Genomic DNA, 20,643 nt, shown 5'->3' with positions numbered 1-20,643 from the left:
CGGCGGTGCTATGCCGATAATCCGATCTCGGGCGCCGCGCGGAGTCGCGCGGCGTCGCGCAGCGGCGGCAGACCAAAGGCGCGGTTGTAATCGCGATTGAATTGGGACGGGCTTTCGTAGCCGACGTGGAAGCCCGCACTCGCTGCGTCCATCGCCTCCGAGACCATCAAGCGCCGCGCCTCCAGCAAGCGCAGCCGCGTACGATATTGCAGCGGGCTGAAGCGGGTCACGCTCTTGAAATGCTCGTGAAAGGATGACGGGCTCATTCCCGCGAGCTCCGCCAGATGGTCGATGCTGAAACTGCTCGCATAATGGTCCTTGATCCAGGCCACCGCGCGGCTGATCTGGTGCAGCCGCGTGTCTGCGGTCGCGATGTGGCGCAGCATCGCACCCTGCGGTCCAGTCAGCAGCCGATACAATATCTCGCGTTCGATCAGCGGCGCCAGCGCGGCAATATCGGCCGGCGTGTCGAGCAGCCGCAGCAGGCGGAGGGCAGCGTCGAGCAACCCCGCATCGGTGTCGCCAACCGCGATCGACGAGGCATGGTTGCTGTGCGGCACGCGCGCGTCGTGCGCGAGCAGCAGGTCGCTCAGCACCGCGACGTCGAGGTCCAGTTTCAGGCAAAGATAAGGATCGTCTGCGCTGGCATCGACGACCATCCCGTTCACCGGCAGGTCGACCGATACGACCAGGAATTGCGCGCTGTCGTAAATGAAGCTCGCATCGCCGATCAGCACCCGTTTGCGGCCGCTGACCGCCAAGCAAAGCGAAGGTTCGTACACGACGGGCATGGGGGCGCTGGGTTCGGAGCTACGGACAAGCGATACACGCGGCAAAGGGCAGGGGTGAATCCCGTCGGTCGGCCGGTGTCGAAGGAACAATGACCGCATTTCCTGAAGTGTCGTCATGATGCTGATCTTGCAGTCTTGCCGCGCCTCGGCAAGCGGAAAGCTTTTCTTCCGCAGGATCGTGCAATTATCGCGGAGGCGTGTTCTACCGCTCTCCCGCCCGACGCGTCCAAAAGCCGGTCGACGGACGGCAAAGGGCCGCCCGGCCTCGATGGAGACGATCATGAGCAGTGTAACCGAAAAAGTCATCCTGATCACCGGCGCGAGCAGCGGCATCGGCGCCGCGACGGCGCGCGAACTCGCCGCGTCCGGTGCAAGGCTTCTCCTTGGTGCGCGGCGCACCGACCGGCTCGAATCGCTCGCGGCCGAAATCGCCGCTGCCGGCGGCACCGCGGACTATCGCGCGCTCGATGTCACCAGCCGCGACGACATGCAGGCGTTTGTCGATCATGCCATGACGCGTTTCGGCCGCGTCGATGTGCTGGTCAACAATGCCGGCATCATGCCGCTGTCGCCGCTCGCCGCGCTGGAGACGCAGAATTGGGACGCGATGATCGACGTCAACATCCGCGGCGTCCTCAACGGCATCGCGGCAGCACTGCCCAGCTTTACCGCACAAGGGTCGGGGCATTTCGTCAATGTCGCGTCGCTCGGCGCACATTATGTCGTGCCGACCGGCGCGGTCTATTGCGCGACCAAATTTGCCGTGTGGGCCATCACCGACGGCATCCGCCAGGAACATCGCGACGTCCGCGCGACGATCATTTCGCCCGGTGTGGTCGAATCCGAACTCGGCCATGATATCACCGATCCGGGCAGCGCCGCCGCGATGGCGGAGTTTCGAAGCATTGCGATCACCCCCGACGCGATCGCCCGCGCGATCCGCTTCGCGGTCGAACAGCCCGACGATGTCGATGTCAGCGAGATCATCGTGCGCCCGGTCAAGGGCAGCTTCTGAGCCCCTGCCGGCGGCGTTGCTAATCGAGCAGCGCCGCCACGGCCTTTTCAATCATCGTCACCGCCGCCTCGGCGCCGAAACTGTCGGCGTCGAGCGACAGTTCCAGCCACAGGCCGTCGACCATCGCGGTGAGCATGATCGCGAGCCGCGCCGCGTCCGATGCACCGCACGCGGCCAATAATTCGCAAAGCCGGGCGCGATAGCCCGCATAGCTTTGCGCATGGATCGCCGCCATGCGCGCGTCGCTTCGCGCGAGCGCCCAAAAGGCGGTCCACGCGCCGAGCAATTCGGCGTCGGTGACCGGAGGGCGGAAGCTGGCGGTGAGATAGGCGGTCAGCCGCGCGCGCGGATCGGCGCCGACTGCGTCCTCGGCAGCCGCGAAAATCGCGTCCATCCGGTCGCTCGTCGCCTGATAGGTCGCGGCGACCAGATCGTCGATGCCGCCGAAATAATGGCGCAGCAGCCCCGGCGACACCCCCGCCTTTGCGCAGATCGCACGGACGTTTGTTCCCGCAAGGCCATGTTCCGCGAGCACCGCGGCGGTTGCCTCGATCAGGTCTGCGCGGCGGGCGTCGGCGCTTTCGCGCGTAAAGGCTTGGCGAGCGGTCTGCATGTTGTTATACGTTCGTATAACAAGGAACGAGCCATGGCAACTGCACCGCTTCGCGATTCGAATCTGGACCCTCTCGACGGTTGGTCGTTACCTGCGTGGACCTACAGCGACCCCGATTTCTACAATGCTGAAATGGAGCGGATTTTCCGCCCGAGCTGGCAGGTCGTCTGCCACGACAGCGATATCCCGAACGTCGGTGACTGGCACAGCATCGACTATTGCGGCGAGAGCGTGATTCTGGTGCGTGGCACCGACAGCAACGTTCGCGCCTTCACCAATGTCTGCCGCCATCGCGGCTCGCGCCTCGTAGACGGCGCGGCAGGCTGCGCGAAAAAGCTCGTCTGTCCCTATCACGCCTGGACTTACGAACTCGACGGCCGGCTGAGCGGCGTTCCCGATTCGGCGAGTTATCCCACGCTCGACAAGAGCAATGCGGGGCTCGTCGTCGTCGGCCTCGAACAATGGCGCGGCTTCTGGTTCGTCCGGCTCGAGAATGACGGTGGCCCGTCGGTCGCGGCGATGATGGCGCCCTATGAGGCGATGGTCGAACCCTATCGTTTCGAGCACCTCGGCGCGCTCGGCCGCGTCACGCTCCGCCCGCGCGACGTGAACTGGAAAAATGTCGGCGACAATTATTCGGACGGCCTCCACATTCCCGTCGCCCATCCCGGCCTCACCCGCTTGTTCGGCAAAAGCTATGGCGTCGAGGCCGAGGAGCGGGTTGACCGCATGTGGGGCGACCTGATCGACCGGCCCTCGGTGAACTGGTCCGAGCGCATGTATCAGCGCCTGCTGCCGCCGGTGCCGCACCTGCCCGAAGACCGGCAGCGTCACTGGCTCTATTTCAAGCTCTGGCCCAATGTCGCCTTCGACATCTATCCCGACCAGGTCGATTTCATGCAATGGTTGCCGACCGGGCCGACGACTTGCCTGATCCGCGAAATTTCATACGTGCTGCCCGATGAGCGGCGCGAGATGAAGGCGGCGCGTTATCTCAACTGGCGCATCAACCGGCAGGTCAACGCCGAGGATACGGCGCTGATCACCCGCGTCCAGCAAGGCATGCAGTCGAAAAGCTTTTCGATGGGGCCGCTCAGCGACAAGGAAGTGTGCCTCAAGCATTTCTGTTCGCGGATGCGCGACATCATCCCCGAGGCGCGGCTGGAGCACGCGCCGCGGGCGGGTTGGAGCCGGTAAAATTCACCTCCCGCTTGCGGGAGGGGTTAGAGGAGGGCCTGTTTCCTCCCGGTCGATTGTCAGTGGGACAGGCCCTCCCCCGGCCCTTCCCGCAAGCGGGAGGGGAGAATGAAGAGCGACCTTCCAGTCATCATCGTCGGCGGCGGACCCGCCGGCATGGTCGCGGGGCTGCTCTTCGCGCGCGCCGGGGTGCGCGTGACCGTGCTCGAAAAACACGCCGATTTCCTCCGCGATTTCCGCGGCGACACCGTCCACCCCTCGACGCTCGAGCTGTTCAACGAAATCGGACTGCTCGAAGAACTTCTCAAGGAACCGCACGCCGCGATCGACACGATGACGCTGGGCCTGCTGGGTGGGCGCTATACGATTGCGACGATGAAGCATCTGCCCGTCGCGGCGCGCTTCGTCGCGATGATGCCGCAATGGGACCTGCTCGATTTCATCGCGGGGCAGGGCAGGCGTTACCCGACCTTCGACCTGCGCATGTCGACCGAGGCGACGGGGCTCATCTATGACGCCGGCGGACGCGTCAGCGGTGTGACGCTCGCGAACGGCGAGGTCTTGCCCGCGCGGCTCGTCATCGCTGCCGACGGGCGCCGCTCGGTGCTGCGCGATGCCGCCGAATTGCCGCTCGAAGATTTGGGCGCGCCAATGGACGTGCTGTGGTTCCGCGTCCCCGTGCCTGCGGGTATGGACATGTCCGAAGTCGCACTCGGCTCGGTCGACACGCGCGGGATGGTCGTCGCGATCCCGCGCGGCGATTATTGGCAATGTGCCCGGATCATCGAAAAGGGCGGTTTTGCCGCGATCGAGGCGCGCGGCATCGCGACCTTCCGCGAGCAGGTCGTTGCTATCGCCCCCGGCCTTGCCGCGGGGATCAATGCGATCCACAGCTTTGCAGATGTAAAATTGCTTTCGGTCGCGCTCGACCGGCTGACCCGCTGGTCGCGTCCCGGGCTGCTCGCGATCGGCGACGCCGCGCACGCAATGTCCCCCGTCGGCGGGGTCGGCATCAACCTTGCGGTGCAGGATGCCGTTGCCGCGGCGAATATCCTTGCCGCACCGCTTGCCGGGGGCGCCGATCCCGACCCATTGCTCGCCCGCGTGCAGGCGCGCCGTTGGAAACCGACGGTACGGATGCAGGGGCTCCAGCGTTTCGCGCACCGGAATATCATCGAACCGATGCTCCGCGGCGAAATTACCCGCGTGCCCCTCGCGGTGCGCCTGCTCGACCGCATCCCGCTGCTCCGCCGCATTCCAGGCCGCATTCTCGGCCTTGGCTTCGGCCGGCAGCATGTCCAATCCCCGCTTGCGAAAGACTTTTCATGACCAAAGCCTATGACGCGTTGATTATCGGCGCCGGCCACAACGGCCTCGTCTGCGCCTTCTATCTTGCCAAGGCGGGGCTGAGAGTGCGGATCGTCGAGGCGCGCGACGTCGTCGGCGGCGCCGCGGTGACCGAGGAGTTCGCGCCGGGGTTCCGCAATTCGGTCGCGAGCTACACGGTCAGCCTGCTCCAGCCGAAGGTGATCGCCGACATGAAGCTCGCCGATCACGGCTATCGCGTGATCGAGCGGCCGATCAGCAATTTCCTGCCGCAAGAGGATGGCGGCTATTTGAAGCTCGGCGGCGGGCTCGAACGCACGCAGGCCGAGTTTCGCAAGTTCAGCGCGCGCGACGCCGAGGTGCTGCCCGCCTATTATGACGCGCTCGAAAATGTCGCCGAATTGCTCCGCGATCTCGCGCTCAAGGTACCGCCCAACGTCGGCGAGGGGCTGCGCACCTTGCTCGACGGCGCGCGGCAGGGGCGGCGCTTCGCGACGCTCAGCCTCGAACAACAGCGCGACGTGCTCGACCTCTTCACCAAGTCGGCGCGGACGATGCTCGACGCTTGGTTCGAGAGCGAAGCGGTCAAGGCCGCCTTCGGCTTCGACGCGGTCGTCGGCAATTATGCCAGCCCCGACACGCCCGGCAGCGCCTATGTCCTGCTCCACCACGTCTTTGGCGAGGTGAACGGCAAGAAGGGCGCGTGGGGCCACAGCGTCGGCGGCATGGGCAAGATCACCGAGATCATGGCGAAGGTTTGCCGCGACATGGGGGTCGAGATCAGCCTCGAAAGCCCGGTTGCGAAAGTGCTTGTCGATGGCGGCAAGGCGGTCGGCGTCAAGCTCGTCGGCGGCGAGGAGATCGCGTCGGCGCGCGTCATCGCAAACGTCGGGCCGAAACTGCTCTACGAACGGATGATGGACGCAAGCGACCTGCCCGCGGGTTTCGAACGCCGGATCAAGGGGTTCAAGGCGGGCAGCGGCACCTTCCGCATGAATGTCGCGCTCAGCGAGCTCCCAAAATTCACCTGCCTTCCGGAACCCGGCGAGCATCACCAGTCGGGGATCATCCTCGCGCCGACGCTCGATTATATGGACCGTGCCTTCCTCGACGCGAAGCAATATGGCTGGTCGAAGGCGCCGATCGTCGAGATGCTGATCCCGTCGACCGTCGACGACAGCCTCGCGCCTCCGGGCCAGCATGTCGCGAGCCTCTTCTGTCAGCAGTTCGCGCCCGAATTGCCTGACGGCCGCAACTGGGACGACGAGGAGAAAGCCGCCGCCGATTGCATTATCGACACCGTCGAAAAGCACGCTCCCGGTTTCCGCGCGAGCATCATCGCCCAGACGCGGCTGTCGCCCAAGGGCCTCGAACGCAAGTTCGGGCTCGTCGGCGGCGACATCATGCACGGCAATATGAGCCTCGACCAGCTGTGGGCCGCGCGCCCGGTGCTCGGCAATGGCGGCTATCGCGGGGCGGTCAAGGGGCTCTATATCTGCGGCGCGGGCACGCACCCCGGCGGCGGTGTCACGGGCGCGCCGGGGCACAATGCCGCGCATGTGATCCTGCGCGACCGGAGCCTATTCGCCCCGCGCTGGCGCTGAGCAGAAACCGATCGCTTGCAGCATCGCCGGGCGCGCCGCCTGCTCGCGCTGCAGACGCTCGACCAGCGTCTTGTCGTCCTGCGCCCCCAGAAAGCGCAACTGGCGTGCAACGACCGCGAAGTCGCCGAGCGTCAGCCCGTCGGCCCGGTCGAGTAGGGCGGGCGCTTCGCGTCCGAAGAAATGGCTGAATGCCCGCCGTGCCCGTGCCGTGTCGAGTGCGCGCATCTCGACCTTGAAGACGAAGCGGCGCGCCGATGCGGGATCGAGCCTTGCGGCATGGTTGGTCGCCGCGGCGAAGGGCAGGGGATGCTCCTCCATCCAGGTCAGCAGTTCGTTGACCTGACTGACTTCCCAGCCCGCTGACGCGCCGTGCCGGTCGGCGAGCAGCGAATCGACCTCGTCGAAAAATAGCATCGCTCTTTGGCGCCTTGCTTCGGCGAACGCGCCGGCGATGCGCTTCTCGGTCTCGCCGACCCATTTCGACATCAGATCCGACGCGCGCTTGACGTGGAGCGGACGCCCCAACTGCCGGGCCAGCGCCTGCACCGCCTCGGTCTTGCCCGTTCCCGGCAATCCGGTGAGCAGCAGCGAGAAATCGGCCGGCGCTCCTGCGCGCGTCAACTGCGCGAAAAGGGCCGGCAGGTCGGTATCGGCGACGAGCAGGCTTTCGTCGAAGGCGCGCGGCGCGCGGGGTTCGATGTCGTGCCCGTGCATGGCCCCAAGCACAGACCCCGCAAAGCGGCTTGCGCTCGCCGGGTCGCCGGCCAGCCCGGCGGCGCGCGCAGCGACGCGGAACAGCGATGCCGCCTCGGGTGCGCGTGCCGCCAGGGCTTGCAACGCCGGATCGACCGCGACCGCTTCCTCGGCGCTTACCCGCTCCAGCATCGCCGGACTGTGCGCGACGCCGGGAAAATCCATGCGGACCGACAGGCTGAACCGGCGCAGAATGGCGGGATCGACATCGACGATGGAGTTCGATGTCCAGATGACCGGCACGACATTGTCCTCGAGCAGTCGGTTCACGAACAGCTTCGATCCGGCCCGGTTGCGAATGCGCCCATCCGGTTCGGCCTGCGCGTTGCCGAGCAGATCTTCCATCTCGTCGAACAGCAACAGGGCGCGCCCGCGCTTCTCAAGCGTGCGCAGCGCCAGCCGCAACGCGGCGACGCGGTCGAATCGGCTCGGCTCCTCCCCGTCGCTGTCGGCTTCGCCCACTGCATGCAACGGCTCGCCGAGCGCGGCTGCGAGCGTCCGCGCGAGTTCGGTTTTCCCCGTTCCCGGCGGCCCGTGGATCAGGATATTGATCCCGCGCGCACCGCCGGCCAGCGCGCCGCGCAGGAGCGCGAGTGCCAGGTTGGCTTCGCTCTGCTGCGCAGGGAAGTCGGCGAGCGCATGGCGCGCACGCTGCCGCTGCCCGAGCAGGCCGTCCAGCAGGCTTTCATGCTGCCCGGCCTTGGCGTCCAGCAGGCGCTCGAACGACCAGCAGAGGCCGAACTCGATCTTTCCTTCCTTGCCTGTCCAGCGCCCGACGAGATCGAGCCGCACTACTTCGGCGGAGCGAATGGCGTGCGGTGCGAAGCCGGTGAGCGTTCCGGCCAGCGCCTCCATGTCGAGTGCCTCGGCTTCGACGAGCTTGACGAGGCTGCGCGTCAGCGGCCCGCGATCCATGGCGGTAGCGAAGAGCAGCAGCGCACGCTCTTCGGCGGCGAGGTCGAGCGCGTCGGCCAGCCGGTTCGCCTGAATCAGGTTTTCCTCTCCGCGCGTTTCGGGCGGCGGGGCCAAGGGCCCGAGCAACCCCGCGCGGACAATCGCCTTGTCTTCGAACCCGAGCGCGGCGGCGCGCGCGCGGGCCCAACCGAGCAGCGCCCGGCCGGTCCTGGTCTTGCCGGGATGATCCGCGGCGATGGCGCGCGCGAGAGCGCGCGCCCAAAAGCTGTCGTGCAACATAAATACCTGCCTGCAGCCGGCGGACGCACGGCGCCCGGCGGCAGAAGTGATGATTGGCGGGTTGGAAATTGCGGCAGCGCCCGTGGCGCACCGCCTCAGGACGAATGCGCTACGACAGCGGGCGGATGCCGCAGGGTTTCAACCCCTGAATATTTCGGCGGTCCGACACGTCACGTCTCCGAAAAAAGGCCTGGCACCGGGCCAGTGGAGCGCGGCCGATAGGCCATTTTTTGTTATTGCACAAGGCGTCGGGCGACGACGGCGCGCCGTTGGCGCATCAGCAGGTAGATCGGCACACCCGCAGCGGTCATGACGAGACTCCACAGGCTGGCCTCGATCCCGGCGCCGTAAAAGGCCCAGCAGCTATAGGCAAAGCCCGCGATCGTGGCGGCGGCGAAGCCCGCGGAGACTTTGAGGGTGCCCTGCCGTTCGAGGACCAGCGCCGCGAGCGATCCGACGATATAAAGGATGATCGCGGTCGACGTCGTGACCTTCACCATGAAGGCGAACAGGTCGGCGAGCCCGCGCGAATAATTGGCATAGACGATGAGGCTCGCGAGCCCGCTCGACACGAGCTGGGTGACCCACGGCGAGGCATATTCATTGTCGCGGCCGAACGCCTGCGGCAGCAGGCGGCGGCGCGCGAGGTCACGCGGGATGTCGCCCTGTAACAGCACGAAGCCGTTGAGCGCGCCCAGCGCCGCGATCGCTGCAAACAGCGCGACGATGTCGCCGGCGGCGGGGCTGACGAGGCGACCGAAGAAGGTCGCATAGGCCGCGTTCGACTGCTGCAGCACGTCGAGCGGCACCAGCAGCGTCACCGTCGTGCACGACAACAGGTAGAGCAGGCCGACCGCGGCTGCCGCGATCACTGTCGCGCGCGGGACGGTGCGTTCTGGGTCCTTGACGCGGTCGCTGACGACGCATGCGCTTTCGAAACCGAGCAGCGCGAACAGGGTCAGTGTCGCCGCCGAGCTGACCCCCGACAGGCTGAGGGGTTCGGTCCCCGCCATCGTTGGCGGCGGCGCGGCGCCACTGCCGAGCGCCCAGGCGCCGACGATCACCGCGCCGATCACGGGAATCAGTTTGAGGCCGAGGGTCAGGAGCTGCGCGCCGCCGGCGCGGCGGACGCCGAACAGGTTGACCAGGGTGAAGAACCAGATGCAGCCGATCGCGATCCACGCGGGCGCTGCCCCCTGGTCGCCGAGCCAGGGCATCAGGATCGACATGTTGCTGATCGCCGCGACCGCTAGCGTCGCCACCACCGTCCAGCAACTGATCCAGTAACTCCATGCGACGATGAAACCCGTCCCGGGGCCGAAAGCCGCGGCGCCATAGGTGAAGGCGGCGCAGCCTTCGGGCAGCCGCTTCGCGAGTCGCGCAAACACGACCGCGAGGCAGAGCGTACCCGCGATCGACACGCCCCAGCCGATCACCGCGTTCCAGCCGAGCGGAGCCAGATCGCGCGGGAGCAGGAACACCCCCGACCCGATCATATTGCCCATGCCGAGCGCGACGCACATCAAAAGGCCGAGCTTTTGGCCCGGCCTTTCGCTGTTGGTCGTCCTATCGGTTACCCGGTCAGAAATCTTTGCTCACCTTGATCCCGATCAGTCGCGGGCGGATGACATTGTCGTAAAAGACGCCGCCGGTGTTGCTGATCCCGTCGGGGTCGCCGCAGATCGATTCGCCGCACTGGACCGCGCTGTTGATGACGCCGTTGCTGTTGAACAAATTGGTCGCGAACAGCTCGGCATCCCAGCTTTCGCCCTTGACGCCAATGCTAAAGTCGACGGTCGTATAGGCCTTAAAATTGCCGACGATGCCATTCTCGAACGGACGCAGGTCGGACCGGCGCTTGCCGATATGGTTGGCCGCGAACTGGATATGGCCGTCCATGCCCTCGATCGGGAATTCATAGCGCGCCACCGCATTGCCCTTGAACTTGGCGGTAACGGGCAGGCGCGAACCCGCCGGCGCAAGCAAGGCATTGGCGTCGGGCAGCGTATCGGCATCGGTCCCGTCAGGTCCCGGGATCGTGCAGTCGAACTCCGGGTTGGCGAATTTGCAGAAATCGCGGCGGATCGTCGCGTCATTGTAGCTGCCGCCAAGGTTCAGCGAGAAGCCGCCCTCGCGGAAGCTCAGATCGGCTTCGATCCCTCGGATGCGCGCGATACCCGCGTTGCGAATTTCGGTGAGGCCGTTGGCGCCGAGGAAGGAGAGCTGGATATTATTCCAGTCCTCCTGATAGACCGCGCCGTTGAAGCGGAACGGGCCAAAACTGGTCTTCCAGCCGAACTCATAATTGTCGAGCGTATCGGGACCGTAAGGCGGCAAGGTGCCGCGGCGATTTATGCCGCCGGGACGGAAGCCGCGCGACCAGGTGCCATAGATCATGACATCGTCGGTGACCTTATACGTCAGGTTCAGCTTGTGGATGAAATCGGTGTCGCTCGTGCTCTTGTCGAGGTTGGTGCACGGAGAACCCGAAACGATCGGCCCCCCAAAACAGGCCGCCTCGCCGGTGCGGCTCGAATAGCCCGCCGAATAGCCGAAAAAGCCGACAAGGCTGTTGTCGAACTTGTACACGCGGCCGCCGCCGGTCAGCGTCAACTTGTCGGTGATATCGAAACTGATTTCGCCGAACGCTGCATAGTCGCGGTCGACGCGCAGCTGCTTGGTCAGCCAGATATCGCTGTCCGTCCCGGTGACGGTGATCGAATCGGCGATATTGTCGATAACATAATTCTGTTCGATATTGTGCGACTGGCGCTGCCAGAACACCCCGCCGATGAATCGGATACGCGCGTCGGCGGGCGACGCGACGCGAACTTCGGCAAAGCTGCGCTTATAGCGGTCGATGCCCTGGATATATTGGTTCGGGCTGACGAGATCGCCGTTATTGTCATAGAAATAGGCGCCATAGCCATAGAGGGCGTCATAAAAATAGGCATAGTCCGAATAGTCGCTTTCGGTTGTCGTCTTGCGCCGCAGGTGCCCGCCGGTTGCGGTCAGGTCCCAGCTGCCGATCTTGCCCTCGATCGTCAGCGCTGCCTGGATCCATTTGTCCTTGCTGACCTCGGGGTTATACTGGACCGTCTGCAGCTTGCGCGTCACCGCGCTGGACCGTTCCTGCGCAAAGCTGCCATTGGCTTTCTGCACCTGGCCCATCAGCGTCGGGCGGATCGTCCAGTCGTCGTCGAGGTCGATGCCTAGCGCGAGGCGGGCGCCATAGGTATCGACGTCGTTATAATCCTTTTCGACGAGCGCGGCATTGTCCTGTGTCGCCGCGGCGGTGCCCTGTTCTGCTTCCAGCGAAGGATAGATGCGGCTGCCCGCGATATTGTCGATATAGCCGGCGTCGTGGCGATACCAGCCGACGAGGCGCAGCGCGGCGCGCTCGCCCAGCGGGGCGTTGATGAAGCCTTCGGCAACGCCGCCGATACCGCCGCTCGTGACGCTGTTGAGTTCGATCCCCAGCGAGCCATAGGTGCCGCTGGTGTCGGGCTGGTTGGTGACGAGCTTGATCGTGCCCGCCATCGAGCTCGCGCCATAGAGCGTGCCCTGCGGCCCCGCGAGTGCCTCGACGCGCGCGAGGTCATAGGCGTGGATGTCGAGCGAGCCCTGGATCGTCGTGATCGGCATCTCGTCGAGATAGGTGCCGACGGTCGGCAGCGATGCCGAGTGGTTGGCATTCTCGCCCGATGCGACGCCGCGGAAATAGACCTGGCTGAACCCGGGCGCGAGCGTCTGGATCGTCACCGACGGCAGGAATTTGACGACGTCCTGGAATTCCTTGACCTGAAGCTCGCCGAGCCGTTCGTTGCCGATCGCGGTGATCGCCAGCGGCACGTCCTGAAGATTTTCCTCGCGCTTAGAGGCGGTGACGACGATGTCGCTGTCACCCCCCGTATTCGACTGCAGCGCCAACGCCGTTCCCGACGTGGCAAGGATGGTGCTACCGAGCAGCATCGCGCCGCCCTTAACCCAAAGTGCCGACCGATTCCGCATCATGGACCCCCCACAGATGACAAGCATGTGACATGAGAATGACGCGGTGCAGCGCAAGCGCAAGTCTAGTTCGTCGGCGCGCCCGGCCGTTGGTCGAAAATGTCGCCAGATGTTGCCCAAAGGCAACGAATTTACCCTGTGGTTGGCCGATATTCGTCCGGAACGGCCGGATAGGCGCTCGGAACAGGCCCCAGCGCCTCCTCCAGCGGTCCGAGCCACCGGGCATAAGGTCGCCATTGGTCGACCCCGTCGCGGTTGATCGGGCGACGCACCTGTTCGCTCGACGCCGTGCGCACCGCGCGCGCATTGGCATGGAAATCCATGCAGCCCTCCTCGAACGGCTGTCCGAGGAAAGCGAGCAGGGCGCGCACCTCGGCCTCCGGATCGCTCAATAGCGCCTCATGGATGACCCGGTGGATGCGCCCCGGCTGCACCGCGTCGAGATGCGCCATCAGCCGCACATAGTCGCGGTAATAGGCGCCCATGTCGGACAGGCGGTAACTGAACGCCTGTCCCTTGGCGAAATGCTGGCGGAAATTCGACCAGCAGCAATCGAGCGGGTGGCGCCGCGCGTCGATGATCCTAGCATTGGGCAGGATCAGCCGGATCAGCGGGGTATAGAGCCAATTGTTCGGCAGCTTGTCGATATAGAGCGGCTTGGCGGTCTTGCGCTGCACTGCGGTGCGGCGAAGGAAGGCGGCCCCCATCTCGGCGAGCTTGTCGGTCGAAGCCTCGGCGAGGGCGGCGATCCAGTGGCGGCCGTCACCCTTCGTCTCGCGGCCGAGGCCGAGCGCGAGCGCGGGGATGTCGGGCAATTCCATCGTCCCCTCGATCGCCGAATGACTAGCCAAAATCTGTTCGATCAGCGTCGATCCGGCGCGCGGCATCCCCAGGATGAAGACCGGGTCGCCGCTGGGGTCCCCCTGTCCGGCGCGTTCGGCAAAGAAGCCGGCGGTGCAGGTCGCGATCGCCGTATCGACGATCGCGCGCGTCTCGGCGGCGTCATAGCCGAGTTGGCCGGCGCGAATCGCATTGCCCGCGGCATAATGGCGGAACGCAGCGGCAGGCTCGCCCGCATCGTCATAGGCCTTGCCCAGCGCGAAATGCAGGTGCAGCCGGTCGTCGTCGCGCTCGGTGCCGGCGGGCGCGGCGGTCGCGAGTGCCGCTTCCATCGCCTGCCGGTCGGCTTCGCCAAAGCGAATGGTTTTGAGGTTGGCGAGGCTCCACCAGATTTCGCCCAGTCCCGGCTCGGCATCGAGGCCGCGGCGATAGGCGGCAACGCTGTCTTCCTGGCGTCCCACCGTCTTCAGCATATGGCCGTAACTCATCCACAGCTTCGCATGGCCGGGGAAGCGCTCGACCAGCTCGGCATAAAGCGCGATCGCTTCGTCATAGCCGCCGATCCGGCCGAGCGCGGCGGCCTTCAGATTCGCGTGCGCGGGGTTGTCGGGGTCGCCCGCCAGCACCGCGTCGAGCGTTTCGACAGCCTCGGCATAGCGGTTTTGCTTGTAAAGCACGGTGGCGAGATTGGCGCGCGCCGCGCCGAACCCCGGCGCCAGTTCGAGCGCGCGGGTGAGCAGTTTTTCGGCGTCGCCATAGCGGCCGATCCGCCCGGCGACTTCGGCGAGCATGCGGATCGCCGCGACGTCGGTCGGGTCTTCCTTCAGCCGCGCGCGGAGTGCCGCTTCGGCATCGGGCAGGCGGTTTTCGGCGAGCGCGAGCGCCGTATCGATCATCGCCTCGTCATGCACCGCGGCGGCAACCGCCGCGAGCGCGGCCTCGGCGGCCTCGTCTTCGCGCCCCAGCCGGCGCAGCGCTTCTGCCGCGATCCGGTGCGCCGCTGCCGAGGTAGGGACGGCACCGACGATCGCGCGCGCCTGCTCGAGCGCGGCGCCGGGCTGCCCGTTCAGCAGCCGGCGGGCGTTGGCGAGCGCTTCGTCATGGGTGACCGTCGCCAATGCCGCGCCTCAGCTCGCGGCCCGCGCTTTGCCGATGGCCTGCCGCAGCGTGTCATAGCCGACCTGCCCCTGCAGCAGCTGGTCGCCGACGATCCAGGTCGGGGTTGCGTTGAGCTGGAGCTGCGTCGCGATCGCCAGATTGCTGTCGAGTTCACGCTGGAACAGCGCTTCGTTCGCGGTCGCATCGGCGCTGCCGTCGGTAACCACGCCGGCCTTCGCCGCCGCCGCGGCGATCGCCGTCCGGTCGAGCGAGCTTGCCTGGAACATTGCGTGGTGAAAGGCGTCATATTTACCTTGCCGCGCGGCGGCGAGCGCCATGATCGCGGCGTCGCGGCTTTGCGTGGCGATGATCGGCAGTTCGCGGAACACGACTTTCAGGCGCTTGTCCTCGCGGATAAGCCGGTCGACGTCGGGCACGCTCGCGCGGCAGAATCCGCAGGCATAATCGGTGAATACCACGAGCGTCACGTCGCCGTCGGCATTGCCCGCCCATGCGCCGGCATAGGGCTTTTCAAGCGCCGGGCGGATCGCGTCGATCGCCTTGGCGATTTCGCGCCCGCGCTGCGCTTCGAGCGCTTCGGGTATGATCTGCGGATTCGCCTTGATATAATCGGCGACGACGGTTTCGACCTCGCTCTTGCTCATTCCCCCGCCGAAGCGGCCCCCGAGCCAGAAAACGGCGGCGAGCATGAGGATTCCGCCCGCTGCCGCAGCCCATGGGCGTGTTATGACGCCATTCATTTCCGTCCCCCTCGTTTCCGGCAAGCGCGGTGCCGACATCGCCTTCGTTCCTGCCGTCTTTTTCGCCCGCGGCGGGGGTGGCGACCGGTCGTCGCCCTCCAGAGAGACCGCGGTACTCGCCGTTGCCGGGATCGCGGCGTCGCCCGCGAACAGCGGCAGGTCGGGCACGGTCGGCACCTTCGCCTCTGACGCGGCGGCCTCTTCGCGCGCGAGCAATTGTTCGAGTCCCGAGGGCGGCGGCGCGGGTTCCTCGCGGGGAGCAGGGCGAAGCTTGCTCGCCGCATCGCCGATGCCTTCGCGAAGGCTTTCGCCGCTCGCTCGAGCGACATCCGCGACCCCGGCCCGGGTCTTGCCCGCGACTTGGCCGATCCCGCGCCCGGCTGCGCTCGACAGCTTCCGCGCCTTGTCGCCCAGCGCCATCCTGTCCCACGCCTCGCCGCTGGCCTTGGCGGCGACGCGGCCGGCCTTTGCCGAACCGCGTCCGGCCGCGCGCGCCGCGCGCGCGGTCAAATGTCCGGTCTTTGCAGCCAGTTCGCGCGAACGGCGCGGGATTTCCATCGCCTCGACGCGCGCGGGGATGTCGGCGCGCTCGCCGACGCGGATCGTCCAGTCGGCAAAGGACTCGGCGCCGTCCCGGATGCGATCCCATAGGCTCGCCGCGCCGGCCTTGATCGCGTCGCGCTTCACCAGCGGATCGCGCAGTTTCTCGGCGCTTGTGTAACGCGATAGGTCGATGCCGACCGGCGGCTCGTCCTTGGGCTTTGCCAGCCCCTCGTCATGCCGGGTCGCGCCCACGCCCGGCGTGGGCGCGGGGTCGCGCAGCCATGGCTGGTAATAATCGTCTTTTTTGTCAGTCACTTGTTGCCCTTGCGCATCGGTATTGGCGATGCGGTCCCCGCATTGTTCCGGTGAATCTAGCGCCGTTTGCGTGTCCGTTCCACCTCGGCGCGGGCAACCAGCGAAATATCCTGTGCACGGATCCAGTCGGGCGACCCCTGGGGCAGGCCCTGCATCGCCGTTTCGGCATTACGCAGCGCCAGCCCGGCCTGTCCACCCTCAAGGCTGTAGCGTTCCGCCGAGGCGAGCGCGGCGCGCGCCTGATCGCCCTTGTTGGCATAGACGATGCCGAGCTGGTACCAGGCAAACGGGTTCTGATTGTCGAGCGCAACGGCCGTCTTCAGCACCTTTTCGGCTTCGGCGAAATTGGCGGGATCCTCGGTCGCGATCAACGCGTGGCCCAGCGTCGCGCTGATTAACGGTTGCGATCGCGACCGCGCGACGGCCTTGCGCAGCGCCGGAATCGCTTCCTTGGGCCGCCCCGATTCGAGCAGCACCTGTCCTTCGAGTTCCAGGAAATAGGGATCTTCGGGGTCGATGGCGAGCAAGCCCTCGACTTCGGTGAGCGCCTTTTGCGGATAGGCACTCTTGTGCCAGGCATAGGCGCGGGCATAGCGCGCGGGAATGCTGTTGTTGCTTTCGGGAAACTGGCGCAGCGTTCGTTCGGGATCCGACATATAGCCCGAAAGCTTCGCCTTGATCCGCTGGAAACGCTTTTCGATGACGGGGTCGGCCGGTTTGTCCCACGCGGGATCGATGACATAGACTTCGCGCAGCGTCTGGATACGGTCGCCCGACATCGGGTGGGTCCGGCCATAGGCCTGATCGTCGTCCTGCTTCACCGCATAGCGAAATTCGAGATTCTGCAATTTCTTGAAGAAAGCCAGGCTGCCGCGGCCGCTGATCCCCGCCTTCGACAGATATTGTGCGCCTGCGGCGTCGGCGGTCGATTCCTGGACGCGGCTGAAAGCGAGAAATTTGCCGAGCGCCGCCTGCTGGCCGGCCATCATGATGCCCATGCCCGCCTCGCCGCCGCCCGCGGCGATCGCCGCCGCGCCGAGAAGCAGGCTGAGCAGCGAGATATTCGTCGCCGCGCGCGCCCCGTCGTTCACCCGGATCGCATGGCCGCCCATCACATGGCCCAGTTCGTGCGCCAGCACACCCTGGACTTCCTCGGCGCTGTCGGCGGCTTCGATCAGCCCGCTGAAGACATAGATGTCCTGGCTTCCCGCCACGAACGCATTGATACTGCGGTCGCCGAGCAAGTGGACGCGCACCTGCCCCGGCTGGAGCCCCGCCGCTATGAGCAGCGGGTCCATCATGTCCTGGAACAGCGCCTCGGTTTCGGCGTCGCGCAGGATCGACTGCGCCGCGGCCGGACGCGTCGCGATGGCGAACATCGCGAGCAAGGTGAGAAGGATACGGAACATGGCGCGCAGCCTTTGCGCGCCGAACATGGGCTGCGGCGGGAAAGCGGTCATCCCCGCGTCTCTTGCGCCGCGCGCCTGAACCCCAAGTGAAGCCATCAAGGCTTATTGGGGTCCAGCGCGCGCGGGCGCAAGGTGCAGATCGCGCTTATGCGATCAATTGCTGCCCGATCGGTTTGCCCGATCAATTGCCGCCCGATCGGCTTAGCCGATCAATTGCTGCCCGATCGGCTTAGCCGATCAATTGCCGCCCGATCGGCTTAGCCGATCAATTGCCGCCCGATCGGCTTAGCCGATCAATTGCCGAACGTGCGCTGCCACCAGCCGCGGCGCGGTTCGCCATCGGCACCTTCGTCACCGGCGGCCTCCGGCTCGGCTTCGCCCGCGGTTGCGGGTTCGGCTGCCGCCTCGGCGGCGACCGCCTTCTTCGCGCGGCTCGCGCGCTTCTTCGGCGCCGGCTTGGCGGGTTCGGCCTCGGCCACAGGCTCGGCCACGGCCTCTTCCGTCGGCGTTTCGGCGGCAGGGGCTTCGGCAGTTTCTGAGGCTTCGGCAGCTTCGGCTGCTGCGGCCGCCTTGGTCTTGCGCGGAGCGCGTTTGCGCTTCGGCTTTTCCTCTGCGGCCGGGGCTTCTTCGGCAACAGGCTCGGGGGCTTCCACCACCTCTGCGGGCGCTTCGGCTTCGGTCGCGGCCTCGTCGGCCGCCTCTACCGCATCGGCTTTCTTGCGACCACGGCCGCCACGGCGGCGCCGCGGCTTGGCATCGGCGTCGTCCGCCTCAGCCTCGGCTGCTTCGGGCGTCGACTCGACGATTTCCGTCGGCGCGGCATCGCCTTCTTCGGTTTCGCCGGCGTCGCTTCCGCTCTCATCGCCGCCTTCGCCGATTTCGTTGCCATCCTCGTCGCGGCGGCCGCGGCGACCGCGGCGACGGCGGCGACGGCGCTTGCGGCCCTCGCCATCGCCTTCGCCGTCTTCACGGTCGCGCGACCGGGCCGGGCGCTCGCTCTCTTCCTCGGCGGCTTCCTCTTCCTCCTCTTCGGGGAAGTCCTCGTCGTCGTCGTCCTCGATCGGTGCGATCGGTGCGAAGCTGCGGCGCGCGACCGGCGGCGGGCCGCTCACTTCGACCGCCATGCGCGCACCCTCGGTCTCGCCATCCGGCAGGATTTCGACGGTAACGCCGTAAAGCTCTTCGATCTCGCGCAGTTCGCGGCGCTTTTCGTTGAGCAGGTAGAAGGTCGCCTCCTGGCTCGCGCGCAGGGTGATCTTGTTGCCCTTGCCGCGCGCGGCTTCCTCTTCGATCAGGCGCAGCGCGCTGAGGCCCGCCGACGAAGCGGTGCGGACGAGCCCGGTACCCTCGCAATGCGGGCAGGGCCGCGTCGACGCTTCGAGCACGCCGGTGCGCAGGCGCTGGCGGCTCATCTCCATCAGGCCGAAGCCCGAGATGCGGCCCACCTGGATACGCGCGCGGTCGTTCTTCAGCGCGTCCTTCATCGCGCGCTCGACCTTGCGGACGTTCGAGCCATGATCCATGTCGATGAAGTCGATCACGATCAGCCCGGCCATATCGCGCAGGCGCAGCTGGCGCGCGATCTCGGCCGCAGCCTCGAGGTTGGTGCTGAGCGCGGTCTGCTCGATATTATGCTCCCGCGTCGACCGGCCCGAGTTGATGTCGATCGACACCAGCGCCTCGGTCGGGTTGATCACCAGATAGCCGCCCGATTTCAGCTGGACGACGGGATTGAGCATCCCCGCGAGCTGGTCCTCGACGCCATAGCGCTGATAGAGCGAGACGGGGTCGGCATATTGCTTCACGCGCCGCGCGTGGCTCGGCATCAAGAGCTTCATGAACTGCTTGGCGGCCTTGTAACCTTCCTCGCCCTCGACAAGCACTTCCTCGATATCCTTGTGATAGATATCGCGGATCGCGCGCTTCACGAGGTCGCTGTCCGAATGGATCAGCGCCGGCGCGGAGCTACCGAGCGTATTCTCGCGAATCTCGTCCCACAGGCGCGCGAGATAGTCGAAGTCGCGCTTGATCTCGACCTTGGTGCGGCTCATCCCCGCAGTGCGCACGATGCAGCCCATCGTCGGCGGCAGGTTGAGTTCGTCGATCATTGCCTTCAGCTTGCGGCGATCGGCGCCGTTTGAAATCTTACGGCTGATCCCGCCGCCGTGCATCGTGTTCGGCATCAGCACGCAGTAGCGGCCGGCGAGCGACAGGTAGGTGGTGAGTGCCGCGCCTTTGTTGCCGCGCTCTTCCTTGACGACCTGCACCAGCATCACCTGACGGCGGCGGATGACGTCCTGGATCTTGTAACGGCGGCGCAGCGACATACGGCTTTCGCCATCCTCATCGTCGCCCCGGCGGCCGCGTCCACGACCCCGGCCACCCTTGCGGCCGTCGCGGCCACGGCGTTTGCGGTCGCTGCGGCCGTCCTTGCCTTCTTCGGCGCTTTCCTCGCCGTCGTCGGCATCGCCATTATCGGCACCCTCTTCCTCGTCGCCTTCGGTCTCTTCACCGATGGTTTCGGGCGCGGGGGCGTCGCCATTCTCGTCTTCGTCGTGATATTCGACGTCGGCGACATCGCCCTCGAGCTCGTCGAGGTCCTCCTCGGCGCGCTGCGCGGCGGCGGCGGCATGTTCTGCCTCTTCGCGCAACAGCGCTTCGCGGTCTTCCTTCGGAATCTGGTAGTAGTCGGGGTGGATTTCGCTGAAGGCGAGGAAGCCGTGGCGGTTGCCGCCATATTCGACGAACGCCGCCTGCAGGGACGGTTCGACGCGGGTTACCTTGGCCAGATAAATATTGCCCTTGAGCTGCTTGTGCTCGGCGGACTCGAAATCAAACTCCTCGATGCGGTTTCCCTTGGTGACGGCGACCCGGGTTTCTTCCCGGTGCCGCGCGTCGATCAACATGCGCGTGGTCATTCGTTACACTCCAAGCGCGCCTCGGCGCGCCATCAAAAAATCCCGCGAACCACCCCGAAGGGTTGCTGCGGCGGAAAAGGGTGAAAAGGAAAAAGACGTTATTGCCGCGGGGGGCCTGCGTCCGGTCCTGGACGCGCATGCGGTCTTCGTATCCGGCGACGGCCGGGGCGAAAGCGCCCGCGTCGCGAATAGAAGAGGGCATGGCAAGCCTCATGCGGCATCAACCTGTTACGGGATGAGCGGGCGGGCAGGGCG

At 66.1% G+C, this 20,643-nt stretch carries 14 protein-coding genes; 5 read left to right on the top strand and 9 right to left on the bottom strand.

Annotated features, from left to right (window positions below):
- Window positions 1–8: 8 nt before the first annotated feature.
- On the bottom strand, window positions 9–890 hold the full coding sequence (locus ATE71_RS04175; RefSeq protein WP_268801410.1) for an AraC family transcriptional regulator: 882 nt from the start codon (window positions 888–890) through the stop codon (window positions 9–11).
- A 181-nt stretch (window positions 891–1,071) separates the two neighbouring features.
- Between ATE71_RS04175 and ATE71_RS04170 the strand changes: the two genes are divergently transcribed.
- Window positions 1,072–1,806 (top strand): SDR family oxidoreductase, encoded by a 735-nt coding sequence (locus tag ATE71_RS04170; protein WP_058802193.1) that lies wholly within the window; start codon window positions 1,072–1,074, stop codon window positions 1,804–1,806.
- Window positions 1,807–1,825: 19 nt separating this feature from the next.
- Here the strand turns inward: ATE71_RS04170 and ATE71_RS04165 are convergent, their stop codons facing one another.
- Window positions 1,826–2,419 (bottom strand): TetR family transcriptional regulator C-terminal domain-containing protein, encoded by a 594-nt coding sequence (locus tag ATE71_RS04165; RefSeq protein ID WP_058802192.1) that lies wholly within the window; start codon window positions 2,417–2,419, stop codon window positions 1,826–1,828.
- A 33-nt stretch (window positions 2,420–2,452) separates the two neighbouring features.
- On the opposite strand from ATE71_RS04165, the gene ATE71_RS04160 reads away from it, so the two are divergent.
- The 3 genes from ATE71_RS04160 to ATE71_RS04150 all read left to right on the top strand — a co-directional run bounded on the left by ATE71_RS04160 (window position 2,453) and on the right by ATE71_RS04150 (window position 6,546).
- On the top strand, window positions 2,453–3,616 hold the full coding sequence (locus ATE71_RS04160) for an aromatic ring-hydroxylating oxygenase subunit alpha (protein WP_058802191.1): 1,164 nt from the start codon (window positions 2,453–2,455) through the stop codon (window positions 3,614–3,616).
- 108 nt (window positions 3,617–3,724) lie between these two features.
- Window positions 3,725–4,945 (top strand): FAD-dependent oxidoreductase, encoded by a 1,221-nt coding sequence (locus ATE71_RS04155; RefSeq protein ID WP_058802190.1) that lies wholly within the window; start codon window positions 3,725–3,727, stop codon window positions 4,943–4,945.
- Window positions 4,942–6,546, top strand: a complete 1,605-nt coding sequence (locus ATE71_RS04150) for a phytoene desaturase family protein (RefSeq protein ID WP_058802189.1) — start codon at window positions 4,942–4,944, stop codon at window positions 6,544–6,546. Before ATE71_RS04155 ends, ATE71_RS04150 begins: the two co-directional genes overlap by 4 nt.
- On the opposite strand, the gene ATE71_RS04145 is transcribed toward ATE71_RS04150, so the two are convergent.
- The 7 genes from ATE71_RS04145 to ATE71_RS04115 all read right to left on the bottom strand — a co-directional run bounded on the left by ATE71_RS04145 (window position 6,523) and on the right by ATE71_RS04115 (window position 20,388).
- The gene (locus ATE71_RS04145) at window positions 6,523–8,493 is read right to left on the bottom strand and encodes an AAA family ATPase (protein WP_058802188.1); all 1,971 of its coding nucleotides are present in this window, start codon (window positions 8,491–8,493) and stop codon (window positions 6,523–6,525) included. The genes ATE71_RS04150 and ATE71_RS04145 overlap by 24 nt on opposite strands.
- A 233-nt stretch (window positions 8,494–8,726) precedes the next feature.
- Window positions 8,727–10,016, bottom strand: a complete 1,290-nt coding sequence (locus tag ATE71_RS04140; RefSeq protein ID WP_058802187.1) for an APC family permease — start codon at window positions 10,014–10,016, stop codon at window positions 8,727–8,729.
- A gap of 58 nt (window positions 10,017–10,074) precedes the next feature.
- Window positions 10,075–12,507: a TonB-dependent receptor gene (locus ATE71_RS04135; RefSeq protein ID WP_414892435.1), complete on the bottom strand. Its 2,433-nt coding sequence runs from the start codon at window positions 12,505–12,507 to the stop codon at window positions 10,075–10,077.
- A 128-nt stretch (window positions 12,508–12,635) separates the two neighbouring features.
- Window positions 12,636–14,462, bottom strand: coding sequence for a tetratricopeptide repeat-containing sulfotransferase family protein (locus tag ATE71_RS04130; protein ID WP_058802186.1), 1,827 nt, complete (start codon window positions 14,460–14,462; stop codon window positions 12,636–12,638).
- Window positions 14,463–14,471: 9 nt separating this feature from the next.
- Window positions 14,472–16,061 (bottom strand): thioredoxin domain-containing protein, encoded by a 1,590-nt coding sequence (locus tag ATE71_RS04125; protein ID WP_058802185.1) that lies wholly within the window; start codon window positions 16,059–16,061, stop codon window positions 14,472–14,474.
- A 56-nt stretch (window positions 16,062–16,117) separates the two neighbouring features.
- Window positions 16,118–17,521, bottom strand: a complete 1,404-nt coding sequence (locus ATE71_RS04120; protein WP_082665077.1) for a M48 family metalloprotease — start codon at window positions 17,519–17,521, stop codon at window positions 16,118–16,120.
- A 242-nt stretch (window positions 17,522–17,763) separates the two neighbouring features.
- Window positions 17,764–20,388 carry an Rne/Rng family ribonuclease gene (locus ATE71_RS04115; RefSeq protein WP_201022921.1) on the bottom strand — a complete coding sequence of 875 codons (2,625 nt, stop codon included), beginning with the start codon at window positions 20,386–20,388 and terminating at the stop codon, window positions 17,764–17,766.
- Here ATE71_RS04115 and ATE71_RS22790 point away from each other — a divergent pair.
- On the top strand, window positions 20,381–20,643 hold a 263-nt coding region (locus tag ATE71_RS22790; protein WP_235587895.1), incomplete at its 3' end, for a hypothetical protein. The genes ATE71_RS04115 and ATE71_RS22790 overlap by 8 nt on opposite strands.

The sequence above is a fragment of the Sphingopyxis sp. H115 genome (assembly GCF_001468465.1).
In the GTDB taxonomy this organism is placed as follows: domain Bacteria; phylum Pseudomonadota; class Alphaproteobacteria; order Sphingomonadales; family Sphingomonadaceae; genus Sphingopyxis.
Note: the sequence above shows the minus strand (reverse complement) of the source record. Positions and strands in the feature narration are given on the sequence as shown.